At 58.6% G+C, this 20,664-nt stretch carries 14 protein-coding genes; all 14 read right to left on the bottom strand.

The window, feature by feature from the left end; all coding sequences use genetic code 11:
• Positions 1-15: 15 nt before the first annotated feature.
• The 14 genes from J7413_RS14470 to J7413_RS14405 are packed head-to-tail and all read right to left on the bottom strand — an operon-like array spanning position 16 to position 20,664.
• Entirely contained in the window at positions 16-4,008 is a 3,993-nt protein-coding gene (locus J7413_RS14470; RefSeq protein ID WP_209099397.1) for a DUF4157 domain-containing protein, read from the bottom strand.
• Entirely contained in the window at positions 4,005-5,315 is a 1,311-nt protein-coding gene (locus J7413_RS14465) for a DUF4157 domain-containing protein (RefSeq protein ID WP_209099395.1), read from the bottom strand. Before J7413_RS14465 ends, J7413_RS14470 begins: the two co-directional genes overlap by 4 nt.
• A 10-nt stretch (positions 5,316-5,325) precedes the next feature.
• On the bottom strand, positions 5,326-8,859 hold the full coding sequence (locus tag J7413_RS14460; protein WP_209099393.1) for a hypothetical protein: 3,534 nt from the start codon (positions 8,857-8,859) through the stop codon (positions 5,326-5,328).
• A 26-nt stretch (positions 8,860-8,885) separates the two neighbouring features.
• Complete coding sequence (locus J7413_RS14455; protein ID WP_209099391.1) at positions 8,886-10,553, bottom strand: hypothetical protein; 1,668 nt, start codon at positions 10,551-10,553, stop codon at positions 8,886-8,888.
• Complete coding sequence (locus J7413_RS14450; RefSeq protein WP_209099389.1) at positions 10,550-13,576, bottom strand: hypothetical protein; 3,027 nt, start codon at positions 13,574-13,576, stop codon at positions 10,550-10,552. Before J7413_RS14450 ends, J7413_RS14455 begins: the two co-directional genes overlap by 4 nt.
• Entirely contained in the window at positions 13,573-14,766 is a 1,194-nt protein-coding gene (locus J7413_RS14445; RefSeq protein ID WP_209099387.1) for a hypothetical protein, read from the bottom strand. The genes J7413_RS14450 and J7413_RS14445 overlap by 4 nt, the downstream gene beginning before the upstream one ends.
• A 2-nt stretch (positions 14,767-14,768) precedes the next feature.
• Positions 14,769-15,164 carry a GPW/gp25 family protein gene (locus tag J7413_RS14440; RefSeq protein WP_209099385.1) on the bottom strand — a complete coding sequence of 132 codons (396 nt, stop codon included), beginning with the start codon at positions 15,162-15,164 and terminating at the stop codon, positions 14,769-14,771.
• Positions 15,161-15,976, bottom strand: coding sequence for a phage baseplate assembly protein V (locus J7413_RS14435; protein ID WP_209099383.1), 816 nt, complete (start codon positions 15,974-15,976; stop codon positions 15,161-15,163). The genes J7413_RS14440 and J7413_RS14435 overlap by 4 nt, the downstream gene beginning before the upstream one ends.
• Positions 15,976-17,145, bottom strand: a complete 1,170-nt coding sequence (locus J7413_RS14430; protein WP_209099381.1) for a hypothetical protein — start codon at positions 17,143-17,145, stop codon at positions 15,976-15,978. Before J7413_RS14430 ends, J7413_RS14435 begins: the two co-directional genes overlap by 1 nt.
• 3 nt (positions 17,146-17,148) lie before the next feature.
• The gene (locus tag J7413_RS14425) at positions 17,149-17,475 is read right to left on the bottom strand and encodes a hypothetical protein (protein WP_209099379.1); all 327 of its coding nucleotides are present in this window, start codon (positions 17,473-17,475) and stop codon (positions 17,149-17,151) included.
• Positions 17,476-17,480: 5 nt separating this feature from the next.
• On the bottom strand, positions 17,481-18,113 hold the full coding sequence (locus tag J7413_RS14420; protein ID WP_209099377.1) for a hypothetical protein: 633 nt from the start codon (positions 18,111-18,113) through the stop codon (positions 17,481-17,483).
• Positions 18,103-18,333 (bottom strand): hypothetical protein, encoded by a 231-nt coding sequence (locus J7413_RS14415; RefSeq protein WP_209099375.1) that lies wholly within the window; start codon positions 18,331-18,333, stop codon positions 18,103-18,105. Before J7413_RS14415 ends, J7413_RS14420 begins: the two co-directional genes overlap by 11 nt.
• Positions 18,330-19,712, bottom strand: a complete 1,383-nt coding sequence (locus J7413_RS14410) for an ATP-binding protein (RefSeq protein WP_209099373.1) — start codon at positions 19,710-19,712, stop codon at positions 18,330-18,332. The genes J7413_RS14415 and J7413_RS14410 overlap by 4 nt, the downstream gene beginning before the upstream one ends.
• A gap of 4 nt (positions 19,713-19,716) precedes the next feature.
• Positions 19,717-20,664: a Pvc16 family protein gene (locus tag J7413_RS14405; RefSeq protein WP_209099371.1), complete on the bottom strand. Its 948-nt coding sequence runs from the start codon at positions 20,662-20,664 to the stop codon at positions 19,717-19,719.

Raw genomic sequence — 20,664 nt, 5'->3', positions numbered from 1 at the left:
ACGTCGTGCAAGCGTTCAAGAAAACAGTTGATCGGTTTGTGACCGAGCCTCTCGCAAGGAAGCCGCAACTTGACCCTTTATGCGTGTCATGTGCCTTTTGGCGATCGCTTCTTGCTCTGGCGAAGCTTGGTTTTTCGAGATTTCACCGGTGTCTTGAGAATACTGCTCTGCAACATGTGCCGAATGGGTGAGCGTGCGATCCAGGAACAGACCCTTTAGGCGGCCTTGCTTGGTGTCCTGCGCAGCCTCCAGACCGGCGCCTGTGCCCTCAATCACCCAGTGTGCCAAACTTGCAAGATCTGCCCCGCCAGCGGCGCCAGACATCTGCGATGCTGAGGCGGATCGCCCAGTGGCTGAGGTCACACGGTTGGCCAGCGGTTTGTAAAACGGGATCGCATAGCCATTGGCATCCGTATATCGCGACATGGCTCCGCCAGCCGGGAAAAGCGTTGCAGTCATAAGCGCCTCCTTGCGCGCTTTGCGCGCCGCGGACATCCGCCGTTTTGTGCCACCCGCGGCCAGTTCCGCTTTCAGCACATCCTCAAACCGCGCTCTTTCAGCTTCGCTGAGCAGGGGCAAAGCTTTTGCCGTCTTTGGATAGGATTTGTCGATGATGTGATCCCGCTCCAGATGTTTGGAGCTGGGCAGGCCGCCATACTGCCCCCCCACTCCCTCGATCTCGAGAAAATTGGGCGCGCCATTTCCACCTTCAAAAAGAAGATCCCGCGACGACGGGTCATTTTTCTGGGCATTGACCTCTTCGTCCGGAACACTGCGTGGCTCCACATCTTTCAAGCCAAAAATATCCGTCACTTCGGCTTTTGCCGCATCAATGCCCGCTTTGACATTGGCTTTGATTTTTGGTGAGGCATTGGCATCTGCATCAAGTTTCTTGGTCATTGCAGTGGTTTCAAGATCCATTTGGGCGCGCAGTGTCTTTTTGACTTCGCCATGTGGATCTTTGGAGGTCCGCGCGCTTTCAATCATCGCTGTGTGATCTTTGAGCCCTTTATTTGGCACGTGATTATGTCGGTACACCGCCACCGCCGGAAACGCCGGCGCGGTTTCCGGGATCGTTTTAAACTCCCCAATGCCAATCTTGCCCAAAGGCGGCGCGCCCTCATCTTTCACAGCAGTTTTCTGCCCCGCCTGTCTGCCAAGCTTCGTTTCCCCAGCCTCTTTTTTCTTCTGCAGCGCCGCATTGTACTGCCCGGCGCGATCGGCACGTTGCTCGCCCTTGACCACCTCCTTTTGCAGACGCTTCTTGGCCTCCTTCGGGTCAATCAAATGCAGATTTTCCAGCACAGCCTTGGCGAAGCGCTTTTCGATGGTGTGGTCCATCTCATAGAAATTGGTGATGGGCTGTTTTACCTCTTTGTTGAAGTTTTTCTTTGACCACTCCAACAGCGCCCCATGGGCGCCCTGTTTACCTTCCAACCCTTCCAGCCGAGGCTCTGCGGCGCGAAACAGCCCGTCTTCGGACTGGCTTGAAATCACTGGATTTGCATCAATGGATTTTGCCGCTGCTTCGAGCTCTCTTGCGGCCTCTTTCAGCTCCTTTTCCAGCTGTTTGATCTTTGCGAGCTGATTTTCCTTTGTGCTGTCTCCCTTGATCCGTTTGGCTTCTTTGGCTGTTTCCGCATCGGCGTCTTCTGTTTGTTTCTGGATGGCTTTGGCGATGCGCAAGGCTTCGGCCGCTTTGGGATCATCGACCTTCTTGATCTTCTCTATCTCCGCCGATTGAGCCGCCTGTTTTTTGGTGATCTCTTCCTGATTTTCAGACGCCATTTTGACCGTGACTTTGCCACCTTTGCCTTTCTCAGCGAAAATACGGTGCTGCTTCGCCCCTATTTTGAAGTTAAACGACGGAAACTTGCGTTTGCCGTTCACCTTGCCAATCAGCTTGGAAAAGAGTTTTTTCGCCTTCTTGCGCACAAAGGTGATCATCTTATCCATCGCTTTTTTCACAGGGTCCTGAAGCTTCTTGATGACAGCTTTGATTTTCTTGGTGATGCCGGACACCGGCACAAGTGCAGCAACAAAGGCAATCACCAGCGGTACAGTGCGCCCGATGGTTTCTTCGATGAAATTCGCAGCCCTCTGAACCTGCCCTTTGGCAATTTCCGCCATGGAGGCAAAAATGCTGTTGGCCACATCCGCAATCTGTTCAAGCCGCTCAAGGAAAGCCACGATCAGATCGTAAATCATCAGGCAGATCTTGATGATCGCACCCACCGGATTGGACAGCCCTGACAGCCAGCTGATGCCCGCGCGCGCAAGCGAAGTGATCACCATTTCGGTCATACCGCCGATCAGCGTCTGGCGGAAACTGTCGATCATATCCAAGAGCTTTTGCCAGATGCCGAGAAACCCCTCCTTGAGGAGGGTTTTGACCACATCCACCGATGTCTCCATCATGGAGACCATTTTTTCCCCTTTTGGCCCAAGCTGTTTGACCAGCCTCTTGCGGAAGTTGGCATAGGTGATGCCCAGAATTTGCAAAACAAGGCTCATCAATCCCTTGAAGTCGAGTTTGGCGGGCAATTCGATCCCAGCAGACGCCAAAGAACCAAAAAGCCACCCCAGCAGGCCCTTTTTCAGGTGTGTCAGAATGTTGGAGCCAAACTGCTTAAACCCGCCGATCACGGATTTGGCGAGGTTCTTGGCAAAGCCCAGCGGGTCTTCGACAATCAGCGCAAGCGTGTCCCCGGCTCTTTGCAAAACGCCCCAGACTTTGTCGCCAAACCGACCGGCCAGCTTGAGGGCCCCACGCACGATGAACTCCAGAAACTTCTTGGCCAGCGCGCCAACAAATCGTGTGACATCCCGGATGAGGCCCACAACCATGTCTTTAACGTTGTCTGCGGCGGTGAAAGGATTGAGCGTATCCAGCGCGCGGCTCAGATCGGATTTGATCCGGTCCCATGTCAGGTTCAACTCACCCAGCTTGCCTTTGGCGAAGTCAAACGCATCCTGCAAAACGCGGGTTTCTTTCAGCCGATCAAAAATCAACGTGCCACCAGGGATCAGCCCCAGGAACCCCTCGATCAGGTTTTCCGCGTTCATCGAGACGCGTTTGCCTGAGATAAACTTGCGCCCCACCAGAACGGTCAACAGGGTATAGCCGGGCACATGGCGCGCGACGCTTTCGGCCTTGTCGGCAAAATATCCACGCCGCACCACAGGATCTGCGGGCGTCGGCAGTGTAGCCTTTCTATTGATCGGCAGCGTCTGTGCGCCCCGTGTCTGTTGCACCACATGGGTCAGCTCATGCGCCATCAGGCGCGTGTTGGTTTCGCTTTCACCGGGGCCAAGCCAGATGCGGTTTTTATGTGTAAAGGCGCGTGCACCAATCCGTGTGGCGGCGCGGCGGTCTGCGGGGCTGTCATGCAGGCGCACATCTGCAAATGAGGTGCCGAAATGTGGCTCAACACGGGCGCGCAAACTTTTTGGAAGCGGCCGCCCTGGGCCAGGATGGGCAACAAGGCTGCTCACATCTGTTGGCGCCGCGCCCCCAGAGCGCCCCACCACCGCGCCGGTGTCTGCCCGGCGCATTTCCATGATCGGGAAAGGCGCATCTGGAATGGGCGGGGCTTCACCAGCAGGCGCCTCTCCTGAGGTGTCTTCTGGCGTGCCGCCTTCCAGTTCTGCGACATCTGCGCCGCCGATGCCTTGGGTCGCCACATCCTCCTGCGCGCCGACATCCACATCAGCCTGCTCTGTAGGCACGGCTGGTTCGGTCAGCGTGTCGAGATTGGGCTGATCTTCGGCCGCGCGACGCAAAGGCTGCGCTTGGTTTGGACGGATCTCAGGCAATGGCGCATCAGCAGGCGCAGCAGACGCGACAACGCGCGCGGCCATGGCTTCGGCTTCTCGTTCGGCGGGGTCATGCACCGCCCCAACTTGCAGGCTCGGCTGCACCTCGTTGGGGATGCGCACCGGCGGTGGCTTTGTGCGCGGCGCAACTTTGCGCGCGCTTTTTGTCACGACCACCTTATGCTGGGTCATGGCGCAGCTTCGCCAGTGAAATTGTCCATCACGGCCTGATGGCGCGCCTGTGTGGCCGCAGACGAGGCATCAAAGCGGCGCTTCAACTCATCCCTGACGCGTTGAAAATTCGGCCATTCGGCGCGTTTTTCTGCAATCGACATCAGACCCCAGAAATTAAACGCACGCGCCGCATCGTTGAAAAGCCCCCCCATGCCTTCCAACAACATGCCCTGCGAGAGAATTTCCGTGGTTTCGGCCTGAAACTCCATGATCGGGCGCACATCTTCGATATTGGCCGGTGCGGCCATGCCTGCCACCTGATCTGCGTGCACAATTTCGTGGCGAATGGTGTGCACGAGCCCACGCCAGCCCTGCCGAAACCCAATGGGAGACACACGGATGTCTGAAGCGCCGCCCCAATTGGGAGAGGTCGACGCATTTGCAGGGGACAGCGTGCGGTCGTAGGTGATCGATGACACGTTGGAGGTATCAAAATTGTGGGCGTCTATAATGAACTGGATCACCGGATTGCGCATGCCAGCGGCAATCATCTCTTTGCCAATCGGCTCGACGGTGCGCAGACCAACTTTGCCATCTGTGGGCAATCGAAAATCAGCCTGCCAGTTTTGAATTTCAGGCACATGCTCCGGCGCAAATTCGGTGCGCCCCGCCCCGCCGATGATATCGAGAAGCGCCTCAGTTGAGGTCTGATCAAACCTTTGTTGGTTGTAGGTGACCGCCGCCGCCGTTTCAGCGGGCGTGAGCGGATCAGGCTCTTCTTCGCGTCCGGGCGGCTGGCGGATCAACTCGCGCCGAAGATAGCCGTCACCGGCGGAAACCACATGCGCGATTTCATGCGCCAGTGTTGCCGGGGTTGCCGCGCCCGCTGAAAGTGCAATGTCTGATCCCAGCGCAAAGGCGCGCGCATCCAGCGCCCGCGTGGCTGTGTCCGCCTGCGCGCCCTCATGCACCCGCACGGCACTGAGATCGGCGTCAAACTGCGGTTCAAACCGTGCCCGTTCCGTCTTGGAAAGCGCCCGCCCTGCGCCAAATTTGCGAATGGCGCCCTCTGCAACCTGAGGCGCGGGGGCTGGGGTGGGTGCCGGCGCAGTCCGCGGTGTCACAACATCTGCCTTGCGTTGCAGTATCGGAGCCGGAGAGGTGACGCCCTTGGGGCGGTGTGTCGCTGCCCCGGCGACCATCATCTGCGCGTCTGTTTCAGCTGCATTTTGCGCGCCCCCCACCATGATCGACCCTGCCCCAATCTTGCGCACCGAAGGGGCTTTGCGACGTGCACGACGTTTGACCTTCCGTTTGAGTGCCATGTCCGACCTCCTAGCGGCGGTTGATCACATCGGTTGCCTTAAGCTTCAGATCACTTGCCGAGATGTTCATGCCTGCACGGCGAATGATGGCGGAAAGTCGATTTGTGTTTGAATTGGCAATGTCCCCGACAGACAGCAGGCCGTTTTCCTCAAACACACGAAGCGCATTGTCATCGCGCCCCAGAAGCGTGCGGGCGGGCTGTTCTGACCGGATCGAACGCCCTGCTTCCTCGGCATCCTTCTTCGCGATTTCCAGCCCGCTGATCGCTTCAGACAACTCCCGTAGACTGGCGGCTTTGCTGGCCTCAATCGCGGCAAATTCATTGCGGGAACGTTCAATGTCGACCGCGGCCTCTTCGCGCGCCTTGGTGAGTGTGTCGATATCCGCACGCAGGGTCGTCACATCCGCGCTGAGCGCCTCCCGCGTTGCAATCAGCTCACGCACGCTGCTTTCTGCACGTGTGCGCTCTTCTTCCAACGCGGCACGCATGGCATCGGCAGCACTGAGATCAACGCTGGCGACTGCGGGCGGCGTGGCTGGGGCTGGTGCGAAACCGGCCTGTTTGCCCGTCTTGTCTGCCGGCTGCTCAATCTCTTTCAGCGCCTTTGTCACGCGTGCGGTCAGTTCCGTATCGGTTTCAAACGGCAGGCGACCATTGCCCTTTTCTACGACAACATAGTCCACCGTCTTGCCACCCCGCACCAGCATCGCAACACGATCACCCGGCTCTCCGATGTCCTTGCCAGACCGCACGCCGCCTTTCAGACCCAGCTCTTCAAGCTTGGTCAGCGGGTTTACATCCTCATCCAGATCGATGGTGTCCACCACCGTGAAGCCGTTGCCGACCAAGCTTTCCTCGGCGCGGGCCGGCGGCAGGGTGTCAATGTTTACGATATTGGTGAAATCTTTGCCCGGCAAAGGCGTCACAAGGCCAGGTCGCGGCAGCGGCCCGCCACCTATCACAGGCGGGAAAGTTCCGCCAAAATCAGGCGGCACTTTGGGGGGCCACAGTGGATCAGGCTTTGGCAATGGGTGCGGCAAGGGCTGGGGCATTGGATATGGTTTGAAAATACCTGAGTCCCAGTCATCCAGCCAATCGTCAAAGTCTCCGGAAGGCGGCTCTTTGGTGTCACAGCATTGTTTGGACAACACAGCAAAGCGCTCTTCAAGGCTTTCACCAAAATAATAGCGATGTGATCGCCAGTTCAGCGATTGCTTTCGGCAACAAAAGTGGCAAAGCTCCTGCATATTGGTGATCTTGCCAGCCCCTGTTGGATCGGTTCTGAAACAGCCGATGGGCACCAGATGGGGCATATCGCCTGCGTCAGGTGGGCAGGGCACCAGACCATTTTTGCACTCACATGCGCGCCGGTCCTCTTCTTCGGAGTTAGCAATAATGCCAAGTTTGGCGCTTTCGCGCTGCATCCGCACGAGATCGCGGTTGGCACCGCGCAAGCTTTCAGGATTGTATTTGATCTCAGCCAAAGAGATCAGCTTGTCGATTGTCGCGCCACGCTCGGGGCTGACTTTGGCTTTGTAATCTGCCAACAGCGTCTTGTTGAATGCCTGCGCAACCTGTTCTTCGGCTTCTGTCATCGGCACCGCGCCAGACAGCGTCTTACGATTGGCCCAGACCTGCACCATCCCCTCCACAACCTTGCTGTCAGCAGGTGTGAGAGGCCGAAAGAAATCCCCAAAATCTACGCGCTTCTTGCCATCAAGGCAGGCCTGCACCGCTTGCGAAAACGTGCGATCCGTCGGGCCAAACGCTGTGCGCCGATCAGAAACATAAAGCCCAAGCTGCCCGTCTTTCTCTGCCGCGACAGAAAGGCAAAGCTCCCCCTCTTTTTCCATCGTGTCAGCGATATCGCTCAGGATATGTTCTTCATCCAACTCTGACAGATCAAACGCCCCATCTGGGACTTCAATCAACCGCCCTGCCCGATCCAGAACCGTGCCGCCAGTCCATGAAATTTTAGTGCGCTCTTCCTGATTGAGCGACACACCACATATGACCCCCCAATCCATCATCAGGCGCAGCAGACGGGTTGTCGCGCTGTCGTCTTGGAACTGACACATCCGCTTGAGCGCCGCATCAACGGTGTTTGCACCTTCAAACCGCGGGCAATTCTCTCCCGGGTCAAACGCCACTTCGGTGGCATCAAGATCGCACAGCGCGTTCAGCGCTTCCTGCACGTTTTTCGCATCGTGAAACAGCGGCGGACACTCAGGGGCAAAGCGCACATGGCTTGCAGGAATGTCGCTGAGTGTTGGAAAGCTCAGCCGGCGTTTTTCTTCATCTGTCAATGGCTCGGAGGTGCCATCATCTGAAATGCGAAACAGCGGGCAGAAATGATGGTCAACACCGAGAGGCAAGGCGCTTACCAGCCGCACGCGTTCTTCTTCACTCGCAAAGCGGCGCAGCTCCACCAGCCAGTAATCCCCTGCCAGCATCTGGTTGTCTTTGGTCGCCAGGTTCAGTGCGAAAGCATCCCAATTGAGGGTCAGCTGCGCCTCACCGACGGTGACACTGCCCGTGCCCGTGTTGGTCACGTTGCGGCTGATCAAATCAATCTCTGCAAACCCATCCCAACGCCGCACAAACGCATAAGGATCGCCGCCATTTGCGGTGCCTGCGGCAGGTGCGGGAAACAACACATCCGTCATCACCGGGCGCTCGGGTGTCATGCCGACAAAACGCCCAATATGCGCCTCGGTCGCTTCTGAATAAAATTCATACACCGCGCCGGGGCGAGCAAACGCATCGCGCGCGGAAATATCGTCAAGCGCGCTGACGGGCATGATGGCGGCCGCATTTTCCACGGACCACGCCACAACCAAGCGCCTAGCCACATTATCTTCGCGCTCTACAGATATGATTTCAAATCTAAAAAGAGCGTTTGGGACGACCGGCGTTATATCGATTTGGTCCGCACAAGGATCACACTCATCTGTGGCGATTTCGGTACTGCGGGAAACAATGGTCGCTTCTGCATCCCCGCTACGCGCGAAGACACCCGTATTGTCTTCGAGCGCCTGCAGCGCTTTGGCGAGCGCTGCCTCATCCGCCAAAGGCAGTGTTTTGATCTGCACCATCGTCCGGGTGCGGTAAGAAGTTTCGGCCCCATGCAGCCCCGGATCCGTCAATGCACGGTCTTGCGCTGCAAAAATCGGCCGCTCCCAAAGATCAGCATATACCAAGGCAGGACGGTTCATCATTGGCGCGCCCAAGGGCAGATCTGCTTGGTCCTGCGGCAAGGGCTGTTCAGCCCCTTCCGCCTGCGCCAGCCACCCCTGTTTGCCCTGTGCAACAATCCAGCCCGGTTTCAGCCGCGCACGCCCGGTTTCGTCGATCGCAACAGCCCCATCGCGGGCGGGGCAACCAGACCAAAGCGTGACTGCATTCTGTGCCTCATCGCGGGCTTGATGGATCTGCGCAGCCGCCGTCAGATCACTGTCGGTGACCATGCCCCCTTGAATATGCGCAACATTGGAAAACCGGTTTTCGGCTTTATGGGAGAGCCTTGAATTGGAACCCTTCATGGCAAAAATCTCCTAACTGAAATAACTTACGAACCATCCGACAGGATCGGTGGCTTCAGGGACAAATGCGGATCGTATGACAGGGCGATCTCCTGTCCGAGCGGCAGATAACTGGTGAGTTTCTTTTCCAAAGCGGCGAAAGAAGCCGCGAAGAAGCGATGGTGGTACGCACCCATTTCGCCCTCATCTTCTGCGCCGTGGATGATCCGCGGCGATGTGGTCGTGTCCAGAACGCCATAGCCCGGCTCACCGAATACCGGCCTGCGCAACACGCAATCGCCACTGTCCTCCCGCAGCCAACGGTGCAAAAACCGTGGCACGATATCTGTGTTGACTGGCGCGTCTTTCACGAAGCACGTCGCATCGCCATCTGGCGCGGTGAGGCGCGAGTATCGAATACAGCTTTGATCGTCACAGCGGATGGTGTCACCCAGATCGTGCAATAGACAGTCCGACGCGTTCAGACGCATCAGATCAAGCGCCCCCATAACGGTGCAATAGACAAGTTCGGCGGCCGCTGCAGGCGCAACAATCGTTTCAAAAATGCTGTCGGTGGCAATAAAAGGAATATCTTCGTCATTTGGCGGCTTGGCCACGCTCACCACTTCGGCGGCACATCGGTGCAGCGTGAGCTTCCCCCCTGACAGCACCCGCAGGCGCGCCGGTTCGGTTGCATTGGGATGCGTGACAAACAGAATGTTCTCAAAGCGGATATCATTGCCCTTGCGGATGGCGAGATCATAGTTGAGCTGCACCACAAGCCGATCTGGCACCGGCGCATCCACGTGCCCGGCGCGCTCCAAAATGTCACGCGGGCGATAGGTTTTGCGGAGCGCGCCAGCGTCAAAACTCAAACGGTTCGGATCATCTTTGTCAAAGTTGACCACTCTCAGCCCTGGCGCAAAGAACCCATCTGGCGGGCGCATATGAATGCGCGTGCGGCGCGGATGTGGGCCCAGTGAGGCCGTATCACCAGCATCGCGCAGATCCGGTGTTCGCGCTGAAAAATCATCGTAAGCTCCAGGAAAGCACGGGGCGCCGCCACGCGCCCGAGAGGCCCAAAAAACTGTCTCTTCCCCTTTGCTGATCCCTTCTGCGTCTCGCACAGGATAGCGCAGTCGGAACAGAGGATTCCCGCCCTGCGGGTCAACAACCGCCCGATCGAGTTTGCGCAAGTCCGGACAACCCAATGGCGCGGGCGTGCGCCCCAATAGGTCATCCTCTGCGTCCACGTCTGGGACGGAAAACGGAGGCAAGTTCATGCGGGGCGTAACCAAGGTAAGCCGCCAGCCCTCGCGGACAACGGTTTCCGCACCCGTCACCACATCCCCGACGCTGTCGACATTGCGCAGCGTCCCTTTGGATTTTGACCAGCCAACCGCGTTGTTGAGCTCTTCAATCCGCGCCTGCGGGTCTGGGGCCTGAAGCTCTGCCCCCACCAGCTCTGCGAGATAGGGGATCAACCACGGCTGAATTTCATACCCATTGTCCGCCTGCTCCGCAAAAGCATCCGCATAAGCCTGCTCAGTCGTATGGCGGATCAGATCAAGCAAATGGCCAAATCCATGCAGGTAGGCTTCTAAATCGCCGAGTTCACCTGCGGCGGGGGCGACATCGCGATACCGATACTCTTCAGGCAACTCTTTATAGAGCAGATGACCCGCGCGGGTGAGCGCATCTTCCGGGTAATTCATCGGATATCCTCCACAACAACGGCGATGCGCGTAGCGTCACCCGGCGGGAGAAATGCGATCTGATGATCGGTTGCGTAAATCGCGGCCACGGCGCCATCTCGCGTTGCGACATTTCGCGGCCAGGGCCGTGTGAAATGCGCCGGTTTTGGTTTCAACAGATCGTAAGCATCCCCCAGATCAAAACGGGTGGTCAGCGCAGTCTCAATTCCTGCCACAGTTTCGAGCGCGGCCAAGACTTCTGAAACATAGGTCGTTTGTCCGAAGCGACGGGCCTCAATGGAAAAGGTTTGCGTCAATTTCTCTTCTGCCGCCGCTTTCAGTTCACTCCGGTCGTGCACTGTCAGATCGGCCCGCACGCGCACGCCGATGTTCAGCGGCAGCGTTTCATAGGGTTTGAAGAAGAGAGACGTGCCCGGCACCGCCTTTCCCAAAATCGCAGCACGCAGATCATTCTCAAGCGTCTGCGTGATTGCTCCGCCCCCAACAGGTGCCAACGTAAGCTGAACCATACGTGTGGCACCCGGCGCGGGGCGCTCTTCTGCATGCGCCTGAAGAACAGAGGCGTGTCGCACAGCAAGACCTTCAAAATCCTGCAAAGACACCGCACGGCCATTGGCGGACAGCCGGGCGGGCGCTGACACACGCAATTTGGAAACCGGTTCTCTGTCGGCCCCGCCTGCGGTTGGAAACGGCTGCACGATCGCCTCGACAAAGCGATCTTTCTTCAATGGTTTTTCAAAAGAAAACGCTGGAATGTTGGAGCCGATGACACCGGCGCCGACACGATGGCGCAGGATCCGAATATTGTTTTGCCCCGTCACCAAACGCCGCCTGAAATGGACAACGAGGGTGCCGTCATCCTGCAATGTGGTTGACCAAGCGCGCGTGCCTTCGGCACTTGCGTCGATGTAGTCGCGATAGCGCCAGAGCGTATCATCAACAACCACATCCAGCGCGGGCACAACCCCGGTTTCTGAGACCGCCGATGGCACAAGGCTGACATTTTTGATGGCAAATGTAAAAGACTGACGAGAGCGTTCGCCGTCCCCCGACCCAAGCAGCTTTGCCCCCTTTGTTTCGCCATGGCTGATCTCTACCGCGTTCAGCTGGAATGTGGTGTCACCTTTGGCCCAGCCGCGCGCCGCATCAATCGGATCGATCACCATCTCAAGTTTTGAAGCCGCGCGAGAGATCACTTCAGCCACCGTCACAAGGAGACTCTCGCTGCGATCTGCCCGCGTGCGTGTGATGATCATCTTGCGCCCGGGTTTCACAAGCTGGCTTGCCTCTGGCGCGATGGCCTCAAGCGTCACCTGCCCGCCCTGCAACGCGGCTTCGGGATTTCGATCATGGTTCAACGCGGGCAAGGCAGCTTGCAGAGGACCGTGAAACTCGGACTCTTCTGGTGCTGCCGTCAGTTCGCGCGACAACACAAGGTGATACGCATCTGATCCTACGCGCATCGCAGCGACCTGCAGCGCACTCAGACTGTTGTTGGTCAGATCCCGCACGGCAAACCAATCGCCCTCGGCCAACCCCTTTGGCGGTTTGCCGGCGAAAGAGACCGTTTTGGCGCCAAGCTTTTTCTGTGTCTCAGGCAAGACCTCAGGTTTGGCCGGCTTCACCGCAACCTTGGTGGGGCGCATGGTTTTATCAATCACATAGCCCTTGGCGTCGCGCGGTGTTTCATCGGGCACAAATTGGTTGGATTTTGCATAGGGCACACTGCGACGATCGCGGGCATCCACCGCGCGTATCCCGGACCGCATTTTAAAATACATCGTGGTGATGGCTTCATCGGCGATGTAGTCGCCTTTGGTCGCGGAATACGCCACCATTGGTGTGATCTGCACATCCGCATAGGCCGCAAGATCCGCATCCACCACCAGTTCGTCACCACTGGCTTCCAACACTTCGAAAGTGTCCGTTTCGCGGCCAAAGGTGACCCGCACAAGATCCCCCGCGAGATAGGATGACGCGTCCGTTTTCAGGATGCTCTTGCTCGGCTTTGTTTCTGGAAGCGCAACGCGCACATCCAATGGCTGGCGCCACAAACGCGTGCTGTGATGCGTGAAGTCGCCGCTTGGCACATCTGTCAGAACAACGCGTGCGGTCTCTTCCACCTCATTCTGGGCCACCTTGGCAATGACGCTTGCATGACCGAGAGCCCCATCTGAGACCACCACCAGATCACCGGGGGCCAATGTCTGTTTTTGGGGACAGTGCCACGTGATTGCCCGTGGTGCGGGTTCCGGTGTCTCCGCTCTGCGCATGCCTTGAGGATTTTGCCCGGCGTCCTTTACCTTACCGCTCGCAAAAGACAGCCGCTCTGCGTTGACGTTCCAATCCTCGGTTCGAGCGGCACTTAAATCCGGATGCGCTGCGATCTTTTCATGTGTCTCAAAGATCAGAGGCGCGCCGCCCTCCGCGGGCGTGTATTTCATCGCCAACCCCGGCGCGATCTCAACCAGCCCGCTCCCCTGTTTCAGCTGCAACGCGACTGTGCTGGTTGCGGAGGCCGGGGGCGTGGGCTGGTAATTCACCATACTGGCAAGGCGGCGCAGATTGTCCCATTGTGTGGCCGTGCGCAGATAGCCTTCGTTTGTGTAGGCATCCAATGTGCCCAGCAGCACATGTGACGCACGCGCAAAGGCACGCATGATTTCCCAGGCATAGTCCTCGGTTTGTGTGTCGTATTGCTCCAGCAAACGCGTATTCCGCCGCCCGCGCGTGTCTTGGACAGGCGGCAGCTCAGGCGCGAGCCGTTGCCACACGACCTGCGCTTTGGCGGCCATGGCGTCCGGCCAATCCACCGGATCGCGCAAGAACGCATCGCGCCAGGCTTCAGGCATGCGCGTTTCTGCCGGTGCCCCTCGCATATAGTGCCCCAACAGGGCAATCCGCAGCTCTTCCAACCAGACCGAAGCGTCTCCATCAACATATTCAAAACGTGACAAACCCGCACGATTCCAACGTGTTAGATCTCGAAGTTTATCTGGGCGATCTGCGTGGAAGTCTGTCATCCAGCCTCTCCCCCGTTAACAACGATCCGCAGCATCCCACTCTGAGGCTTAGACCTCTCGCTCCGGCATTGGATGAATTCATCCTCTGTCACCGTGATCACGCCATCTGCGGATTGATCTTCAAATCCCTTGCCCACCCGCCGAAACAGATTGAGGCAGGCAACCGCGACCCCATCCACCGCCATTGCCGCTTCGATCACATCAGATGCATAAAGCGCCGCCCCAAAATCGAGGCGACCCGTTTCAAAAAACCGCCCTTCATCGGTTGAAAAGACCTGCGCCAAGGCCTGTTTCAACTCTGATCGGAAAAACCCGGGCTGTGCACGGATCGACAGGGTGATGTTGATGGCCGCAGGTTTGGCTGCCTCAAGCAAAACCTCTGTGCCTATCATGCGATAGTCTTCGATCAACGCGCGCAAAATACGTCGCCCGGTCAGGCGGTCATCCACGTTCGGCAAAGGCAGGTTGCGCGCAGTGTGATAGCGCAAGACCTGCGCCCAAATCTCGCGGCGCACCTGATTTGGAACTGCCTCCGCGGCCCCCTGATGCAACGGCGCATCAAGCGCCTTGTCGTCTTCCAGAAGTACGGAGACAAAAATCGTTGGCCAGGCTCCGTTGCTCACAAGCCGCGCACGCGCGAGCGCGACCAGCGGGTGCGCCTGAAGCGCCTCAGCATGATCGGCAAGTGTGACCATCCGGTTCTGTTGCGCGATCAAGCGTGGCCCGGCGGCCCTCGCAGCTTCCATGGCCATGGGATTTTCCCGCCAAAAGCCTTCCACACGCGCTTCTGGGGTGGCTTCTGGCCGCTCCGCCAACAAGGTTTGATCCATATGCAGCGTCGCATCATATCCGATCAGTTTCAGAAGGCGGCGCACACTTTCCGGGCGCCGGGCGCTGTCCAGAAACCGCTCCGCTTGCACGCGATCAAGGGCATGGCTGGCCCTATCAAGCGCGGCTGCCAGCACCTCCACCAGCACCACCTCCATATCCGCAGCGGTCCAACGCCGCCGCTGTGGAAACCGAGAGGCCAGCTCCTGCATCATGAAGAGGCGAAAGCTGTCATAGTCCCGTGTGGCCCAATCAAAGTCATCTTCGACCCCAGGGATCGGCAACGGCAAGCTGGCCACCCGCTCTCCGCAGTCCGGGCAGCCCCCATCAAAAATCAGTTTTGGGTCGGCCAACCGCGCCATCGCTACACCTCTATCTCGTGTAATTCTTCTTTTTGCAGGGCCGCGATCACGTAGCGCACGCGCACAAGCATCACCTCTGGGCGATCCTGAGGCGCGTTGATCTCAACTTGCAAAGTCTTGGGATCCACCTCGCCTGCCAAGGCTTCCGCCAAAGAGCCGTAAAGCCGGTTTTGTGCATATTCCCACAGCGCCCCCGCGTTGGGCTCAAACACATGCCGACGCGCGCCAAATCCAAATTCAGGTCGAAAGACCCGCTCACCCGGCGAGGTGAACAGAACCTGTTCGACTTGCTGACGGATGTGATCAAACCGCGCTGCGCTGTTTGCCCCATCTGCGCCAACGCGAAACGGAAAACCCATATATCGAACCCGGGGCAGTGTGACGTCTGGCTGTGTCATTGGGCTGTGCTCTTTGTTGTCAGAACCGCAGGCGTCAGCGGCGGTATCGGAGGCCCTGAGGGACCGGCGCCAGTGGCGTGCGTGTGAGAATTGAACATCGACAGAAATGTCGCGCCCTTTATCAAGGGTTCGCCACCGGCACCGGCCACGGTGACTTGACTGCCCTCGATGTTCACAATCGCGGCAGATTTAACATCAACTCCACTCGCTGACGCTTTGATTTCATTTCCATTTATGTCCGTGCAGGTGATGCCGGACGATGACAGAACAATCGCATTTCCATGCGCATCTTCCACGGTGATCTCGTTGGCGGCGGCGTCTATCACGACTTTGGCGCCCCCGGCATCGGTCAGGGCCATACCGCCGTCGGGATCCAAAACCACCTCGGCCTGCGCCGAAGAGCGCAACGTCACCGCCTCTTCTCCGTCCTGATCCTCAAAGGTCAACACATGCCCACTTTCCGTCTTCAGAATTTTGGTCGTCTGTCCGGTGTATTCCGCAGGCATCTCGGCTGGTGCACGCCAGAATGTTCCGGTCCAGACAGGCGACGAAGGATCGCCCTCCAAAAACTCTGCAAGCACCTGACTGCCCACAGGTGGCACCGCCAAAATTCCGTAGTTTTCGCCGCCCCCATAGGCGACAGCTGGCAAAGCCCAGTCGGTTTCAGCCTCTCCCAATACGGATGGCACAACCATCTTGATCCGGCCCAAAATCTCAGGATCTTCCGTGTCTGCAACGAAAGCCCGATACTTTCCAAAGTACTGCGTCTGTTGTTTGCGCAGCGATGTTTCCAGCGTGTCAATCAGAGGCATCAGAACAATCCCGAAATGGCAGAAAGCGCAGTGGAAAGCGGCGCGGCACCAAGGCTGTCGCTGTCTCCCGTCGCATTGCGCATGAGTTCAAAACGCTGCCGATACCCATCCGGGGTAAAAGCATGCGTGACCTTGTCAGTGTAATACAGCCCGCCATTGCGCGTGCCCGTGCCATCCACCCCCACAAGTTTGCCAACCTGCAACACATGGCCATAGAGCGTGCCGTCCAACTCGCCGGTGGCGCGGATGCGAAAGGCGGCATCGTCTGCCACCGCCTGCGCCCGTGCGCGGGTTGCCTCTTCGGGCTCATCCCCCTCCTGGCTCAACCGCTGGACAGACGGCGTGCCCAAATCCGCGCCTTCTGCGGCCGCAGGTGTCGTCCCCAGCAATGGCTCGCCCGCCACAACCGTTTCGACAAGCGGATCTGCGCCAGACTCCCTTGGTGCCAATTCAAATGCAACGGCATCGGGCTGTTGCGCATCATCTGAAAGCGCCCAGCTCAAGCAGTTTGTGGCATTGCCCGCATAGACCATGATCGTGGCCTGCGCCTCACCTTGAAGACGACGCGGGCCAAAATAGACCCCGCCCCGACTGAAAATCAGCTCATAGCCATTGGCGATGGCACGATCGCGCAGGAACTGAACCGGGGTGCCATCCATGGCCAAGGCGCGTGCAGCTTGCCCTTCCGCAGAGTCTGCATCCACGGACAGGTTCAACGGAGACACCAATTCCCGCAAGATATCGAGATCAGATATAGGTGCCTCCGCCCCCCACACACGGCGCATATGCTCGCGATTGAGCGCAATCCCATCATCCTGCAGATGGATTGTCAGCTTCGCCTCACCGGAGTTTGCGGGCAGCTCTGGCTTCAGCTCCACCATATAGCCGCGAAAAATCTCTTCGACGTGGGTTTGAAAATCCGCAGACACCACGATTGGCATCGAGCGCGCGAAAAACCCACTGTCCGCAGCCATCCAGGTGCCGTCTTCGCGGCGGCGATCATCGATCTGAATCATGCCCGTGGTCGCCTCGGTTCGGGTGGCCGTGATTTCCAGACCCGAAATCAAATCCGCCAGCGCGCCGATATCGTTGCGATTTTGTCCGGTCTCAACAATCACAGATGCCGCTTGCCGAAACCCTGGATCCAATATGGAAGACAGCAATGCCATGACCTATCTCCCCTCCCGTCTGCGCGGCACAAGCACCACTTTGCCGATACGTTGGCTCGGTTCTTCTTTGGCGGGGAAGTCCGCAGGCGCCACAATCAGATCCTCCGCAAACAGCGCCTGCGGGTTGCAATCTGCCAGTCTCCGCCAGTCGCGCGCATTGGCGTAAAAATGGTGCCCCAGAGTGTCCAACCGATCCCCGACGTGCACCGAATGTTCAAGCACGGCCTCAGGCGCGGCAATCGGTCGGGCGCGCGGCCCTTGAAACCCATCCGCAGCCTGCTGCGCAAAAGACGGCAATTCTTCGTAATAAGACCCTTTAAAAAACGCCATTCCTGTCACCCCGTCTGAAATCCTGTTGCCACATTCAGTGCCGCGCCCATCGTCTGTCGCACCTTGTCTGCAAGGAAAAATGGATTGGCGCTTTCGATGACCTGCATGGTCAGGCTCATGGTCGCGCGGTAAGGCATCAGGTTTGGCAGATGCAGCGCCTCTTTCTGTGCCACACCGGTCAAAAACACCGGCAACAGCTGCATCCCCCACGCAAACACCAGCACCGATGCTGTTTCCTGTCGCTCAAAAGCCCGCGTGCCCGACAATCCAAGCGACGACAGAACCTGCACCCCACCCGGCCCCTGATTTTTGGGTTCCGCCATAGAACGCAGCGTATCTATCTGCGGCTGCACACCAAATTTGGCAGCCACCGCATCGCCCTCCTGCATGGCATCCGTGGCATCCAACAAAATGTCGATCGAAAAGCTCTCCGCCTGCATCTCGACCCCCTGTGCAACCCGCGCCGTCTCAAGGGGGCTGAGGAAATCATATCCGCCGCGCGACCCCGGCGCGTTGCCGGTTTTGACGGTGACCGTGCGAGAGCGTGAAATTTCTTGCGGATTGAACTGAAACACCAACGCCAGCGGCGGGATCGACAGCCCATATTCAAACAGCACACCGCGCGTCTCAACCGCCATTGCGCCCCCCTTTCGGTAGGGCTGCCGCCACCCGTTCCGCCAGTTGCGCGCCGCTGTGGCCACCACTCTCAATCTTCAGATTGTGCGCCGCGCCACCGTTTTCATAAAGTTTTTGCGCCATGGCTTCGGCAATACGGCGCGCCTCATGCGCAGCCGTGCCTTTCATTGAGGCAGGCAAGGTCACTGTCAGACGGCGCAGATGGATATTGTTTTGGCTCATGATTGGGCCTCCGCCAGAAAATCGGCCAAGTGACCGAGTTCGGATTTGCGAATTTGTCGCCCATCCTTGGAGAGCTCGGCTTTCACCGCGCGGGCAATCTGTGGTGGGCCAATCGGCGTCTCTGCCTCTGCTGCCAGAACAGCGGCATAATGCGCAGCGTTCTGAATGGCGCCGCCGGACAGGCGCACATCCGCACCCAATTGCCGAAGATCCAAACCTTTCGCGCGCGGTGCTTTGGGGGGCAGCAACAGCCCCCAAAGCTTTTCACGCGCCTTGGCATCCGGTGCTGGAAAATCCACAATCAGTTGGAAACGGCGCAAAAATGCGCTGTCGACATTGGCGCGCAGATTTGTCGTTAAAATGACCGGCCCAATGTGGCGCTCAAACCGGGACAACAGGTGCGAAACCTCCAGATTGGCATAGCGGTCTCGCGCATCAGAAACATCACCGCGTTTGCCCAGCAGCCCATCCGCTTCGTCAATCTGAAGCACCGCACGCCGCCCATCGAGGCTTTCCAGCAGCGCGTTGAGATTGGCTTCCGTCTCGCCGACATATTTGGACATCACCCGCCCCAGATCGAGCGTGTACAGCGCCCAAGGCTCATCGGTCCGCGTTTGCAGCGCAGCAGCGATACAGCCCGCCGCAAAGGTCTTCCCAGTGCCAGAGGCACCCGAAAACAATGCCAGCGGCCCATGCACTGGCTTGCCTCCCCAGTCGTCAGAAATCTCCTGCGACCGCGCCGCCCAGGCGGTAAAGTCTTTGAGCTGCGCAATGGCTGTGTCTGGCAGGATAAGCTCCTCCCATGCGCCCCGCTGTGTCGACAGGATCGCCCCCGGCGGCGGGGCAAGCTCTGCATCCCGCCCAAGGCAGGCCGAAATCAGTCGCGCAGAGGGACGCAACACCTGATAAGGCGTATTGCCCTCAGCACGCAAAAGCCCTGTCGCCACCAACGGTGCTCCCGCGCTGATCCGTGCCGCCATCAGCGCGATGTCAGCCCCGCTTTCAAGCATCATGAGCTCTTGCAACAAAGGCAGGCTCACCCAGGCATTGCCAATGTGGGGCTGCAACGAATGGATCCGCGGCGCTTGCGCAGGCTGCGCGACCGGCGCCAGAGCAGCCGCGAGGATATCCAGATCAATGCGCAGCAGATCCTGCAAAGCCTCCTGTGAGACCCCGGTGCGCATCAAACAGGACCAAGCTCCAGCCTTGCGCGCCGCGTCTACAGCAGAGTTCACCGTCTCAAACTGTTTGCTGAAGGTTTCATCCAGCGCCCGCCCCGCGCGGCTCGCCTCGGCCAACGCCAGCAAATGCCCCATGCGTCGCCATTCTGCGTCCAGCGGCGCTGGGCCAAGCTCAATGCTGTGCGCCGCGATGGTCATCGTGTCACGCCCCCACCGTCAACTGCAGCAGATTTGCATAGACCTTCTCAGACAAAGGCGTGTCATCTGCATTCAAAGGCTGGGTGTAGAGCACAGCCCGGTCTCCGGCCGACGCGCCTGTCAGCGCAACCGAAATCCCCGCTGCGCCACTGTCGATGTCTGTGGTGGCGACCGTGAAAGTCTGCTCTGGCTGGCGCTGTGTGGCTCCGCCGGCCCTCACCCATTCCACTGTAACGCCAATTCGGGTCTCTGGTTGCCCCACCACGCGCAAATCCGCTGTCGCTGTGGCCGCTGCCACCTCAAGATGGGAAAACAGCCGCCCCGCCGACACAAACATCTGAAACGGCGCCGCCTGAGTGCCCACACCTGAGAGCAGCTCAACAGCCTGCACAGGCTCCGGAGGCGCGGCATGCACCAACGGCTCTATCGGAATAAGCGCCAGCTCATAGGCCGCAGACAATCGATACGGCAGCTCGCCACCTTGTGTGGTCCAGATGTGGTTCAACTCTTCCATCGTTGGGGCTTGGAACACCACCTGCAGCCGATACTGCGTGGTCTGTGCTGCCCGAAAATCCTCCGGTTCTGCATCAACGGGCAACGCCCCGGGCAGCACCACAGGCAACACCGGCACCGAGGACAGCACCCGCATTGCCTGCCCCAGCACGCGCAGATCCGCATCTGCGGGCGGGTTGCCTTTGCCTGCCGGGAAAGCCGTCACAAGCACTTGTGCACGGACAAAAAACGGCTCTTGCATTGACTGATCTGCATGGATGCCGGAGGGGGCCAGCCGATAGGTGAAAAGATTCAGATGGTGTTTGTCGCTGTCCTCTGCCGCTTTGCTCACACGGTTGGGCACATCCACCGAAACAATCACATCATCGGCCATCTGACCGGCGATGAATTCCGCCAGTTCCTGCAGTGCAACCGAGAGCGAGCTTTCCGGCGTGGCCAT

The organism is Shimia sp. R10_1 (genome assembly GCF_017744095.1).
GTDB lineage: Bacteria > Pseudomonadota > Alphaproteobacteria > Rhodobacterales > Rhodobacteraceae > Shimia.
This window is presented reverse-complemented; position numbering and strand designations above follow the sequence as displayed.

What these genes read in the sequence shown, in the direction of transcription:
- J7413_RS14470 (WP_209099397.1), bottom strand. Translation starts at nt 4,008, where the DNA reads ATGACCCAGCATAAGGTGGTCGTGACAAAAAGCGCGCGCAAAGTTGCG.
- J7413_RS14465 (WP_209099395.1), bottom strand. Translation starts at nt 5,315, where the DNA reads ATGGCACTCAAACGGAAGGTCAAACGTCGTGCACGTCGCAAAGCCCCT.
- J7413_RS14460 (WP_209099393.1), bottom strand. Translation starts at nt 8,859, where the DNA reads ATGAAGGGTTCCAATTCAAGGCTCTCCCATAAAGCCGAAAACCGGTTT.
- J7413_RS14455 (WP_209099391.1), bottom strand. Translation starts at nt 10,553, where the DNA reads ATGAATTACCCGGAAGATGCGCTCACCCGCGCGGGTCATCTGCTCTAT.
- J7413_RS14450 (WP_209099389.1), bottom strand. Translation starts at nt 13,576, where the DNA reads ATGACAGACTTCCACGCAGATCGCCCAGATAAACTTCGAGATCTAACA.
- J7413_RS14445 (WP_209099387.1), bottom strand. Translation starts at nt 14,766, where the DNA reads ATGGCGCGGTTGGCCGACCCAAAACTGATTTTTGATGGGGGCTGCCCG.
- J7413_RS14440 (WP_209099385.1), bottom strand. Translation starts at nt 15,164, where the DNA reads ATGACACAGCCAGACGTCACACTGCCCCGGGTTCGATATATGGGTTTT.
- J7413_RS14435 (WP_209099383.1), bottom strand. Translation starts at nt 15,976, where the DNA reads ATGCCTCTGATTGACACGCTGGAAACATCGCTGCGCAAACAACAGACG.
- J7413_RS14430 (WP_209099381.1), bottom strand. Translation starts at nt 17,145, where the DNA reads ATGGCATTGCTGTCTTCCATATTGGATCCAGGGTTTCGGCAAGCGGCA.
- J7413_RS14425 (WP_209099379.1), bottom strand. Translation starts at nt 17,475, where the DNA reads ATGGCGTTTTTTAAAGGGTCTTATTACGAAGAATTGCCGTCTTTTGCG.
- J7413_RS14420 (WP_209099377.1), bottom strand. Translation starts at nt 18,113, where the DNA reads ATGGCGGTTGAGACGCGCGGTGTGCTGTTTGAATATGGGCTGTCGATC.
- J7413_RS14415 (WP_209099375.1), bottom strand. Translation starts at nt 18,333, where the DNA reads ATGAGCCAAAACAATATCCATCTGCGCCGTCTGACAGTGACCTTGCCT.
- J7413_RS14410 (WP_209099373.1), bottom strand. Translation starts at nt 19,712, where the DNA reads ATGACCATCGCGGCGCACAGCATTGAGCTTGGCCCAGCGCCGCTGGAC.
- J7413_RS14405 (WP_209099371.1), bottom strand. Translation starts at nt 20,664, where the DNA reads ATGGCCACGCCGGAAAGCTCGCTCTCGGTTGCACTGCAGGAACTGGCG.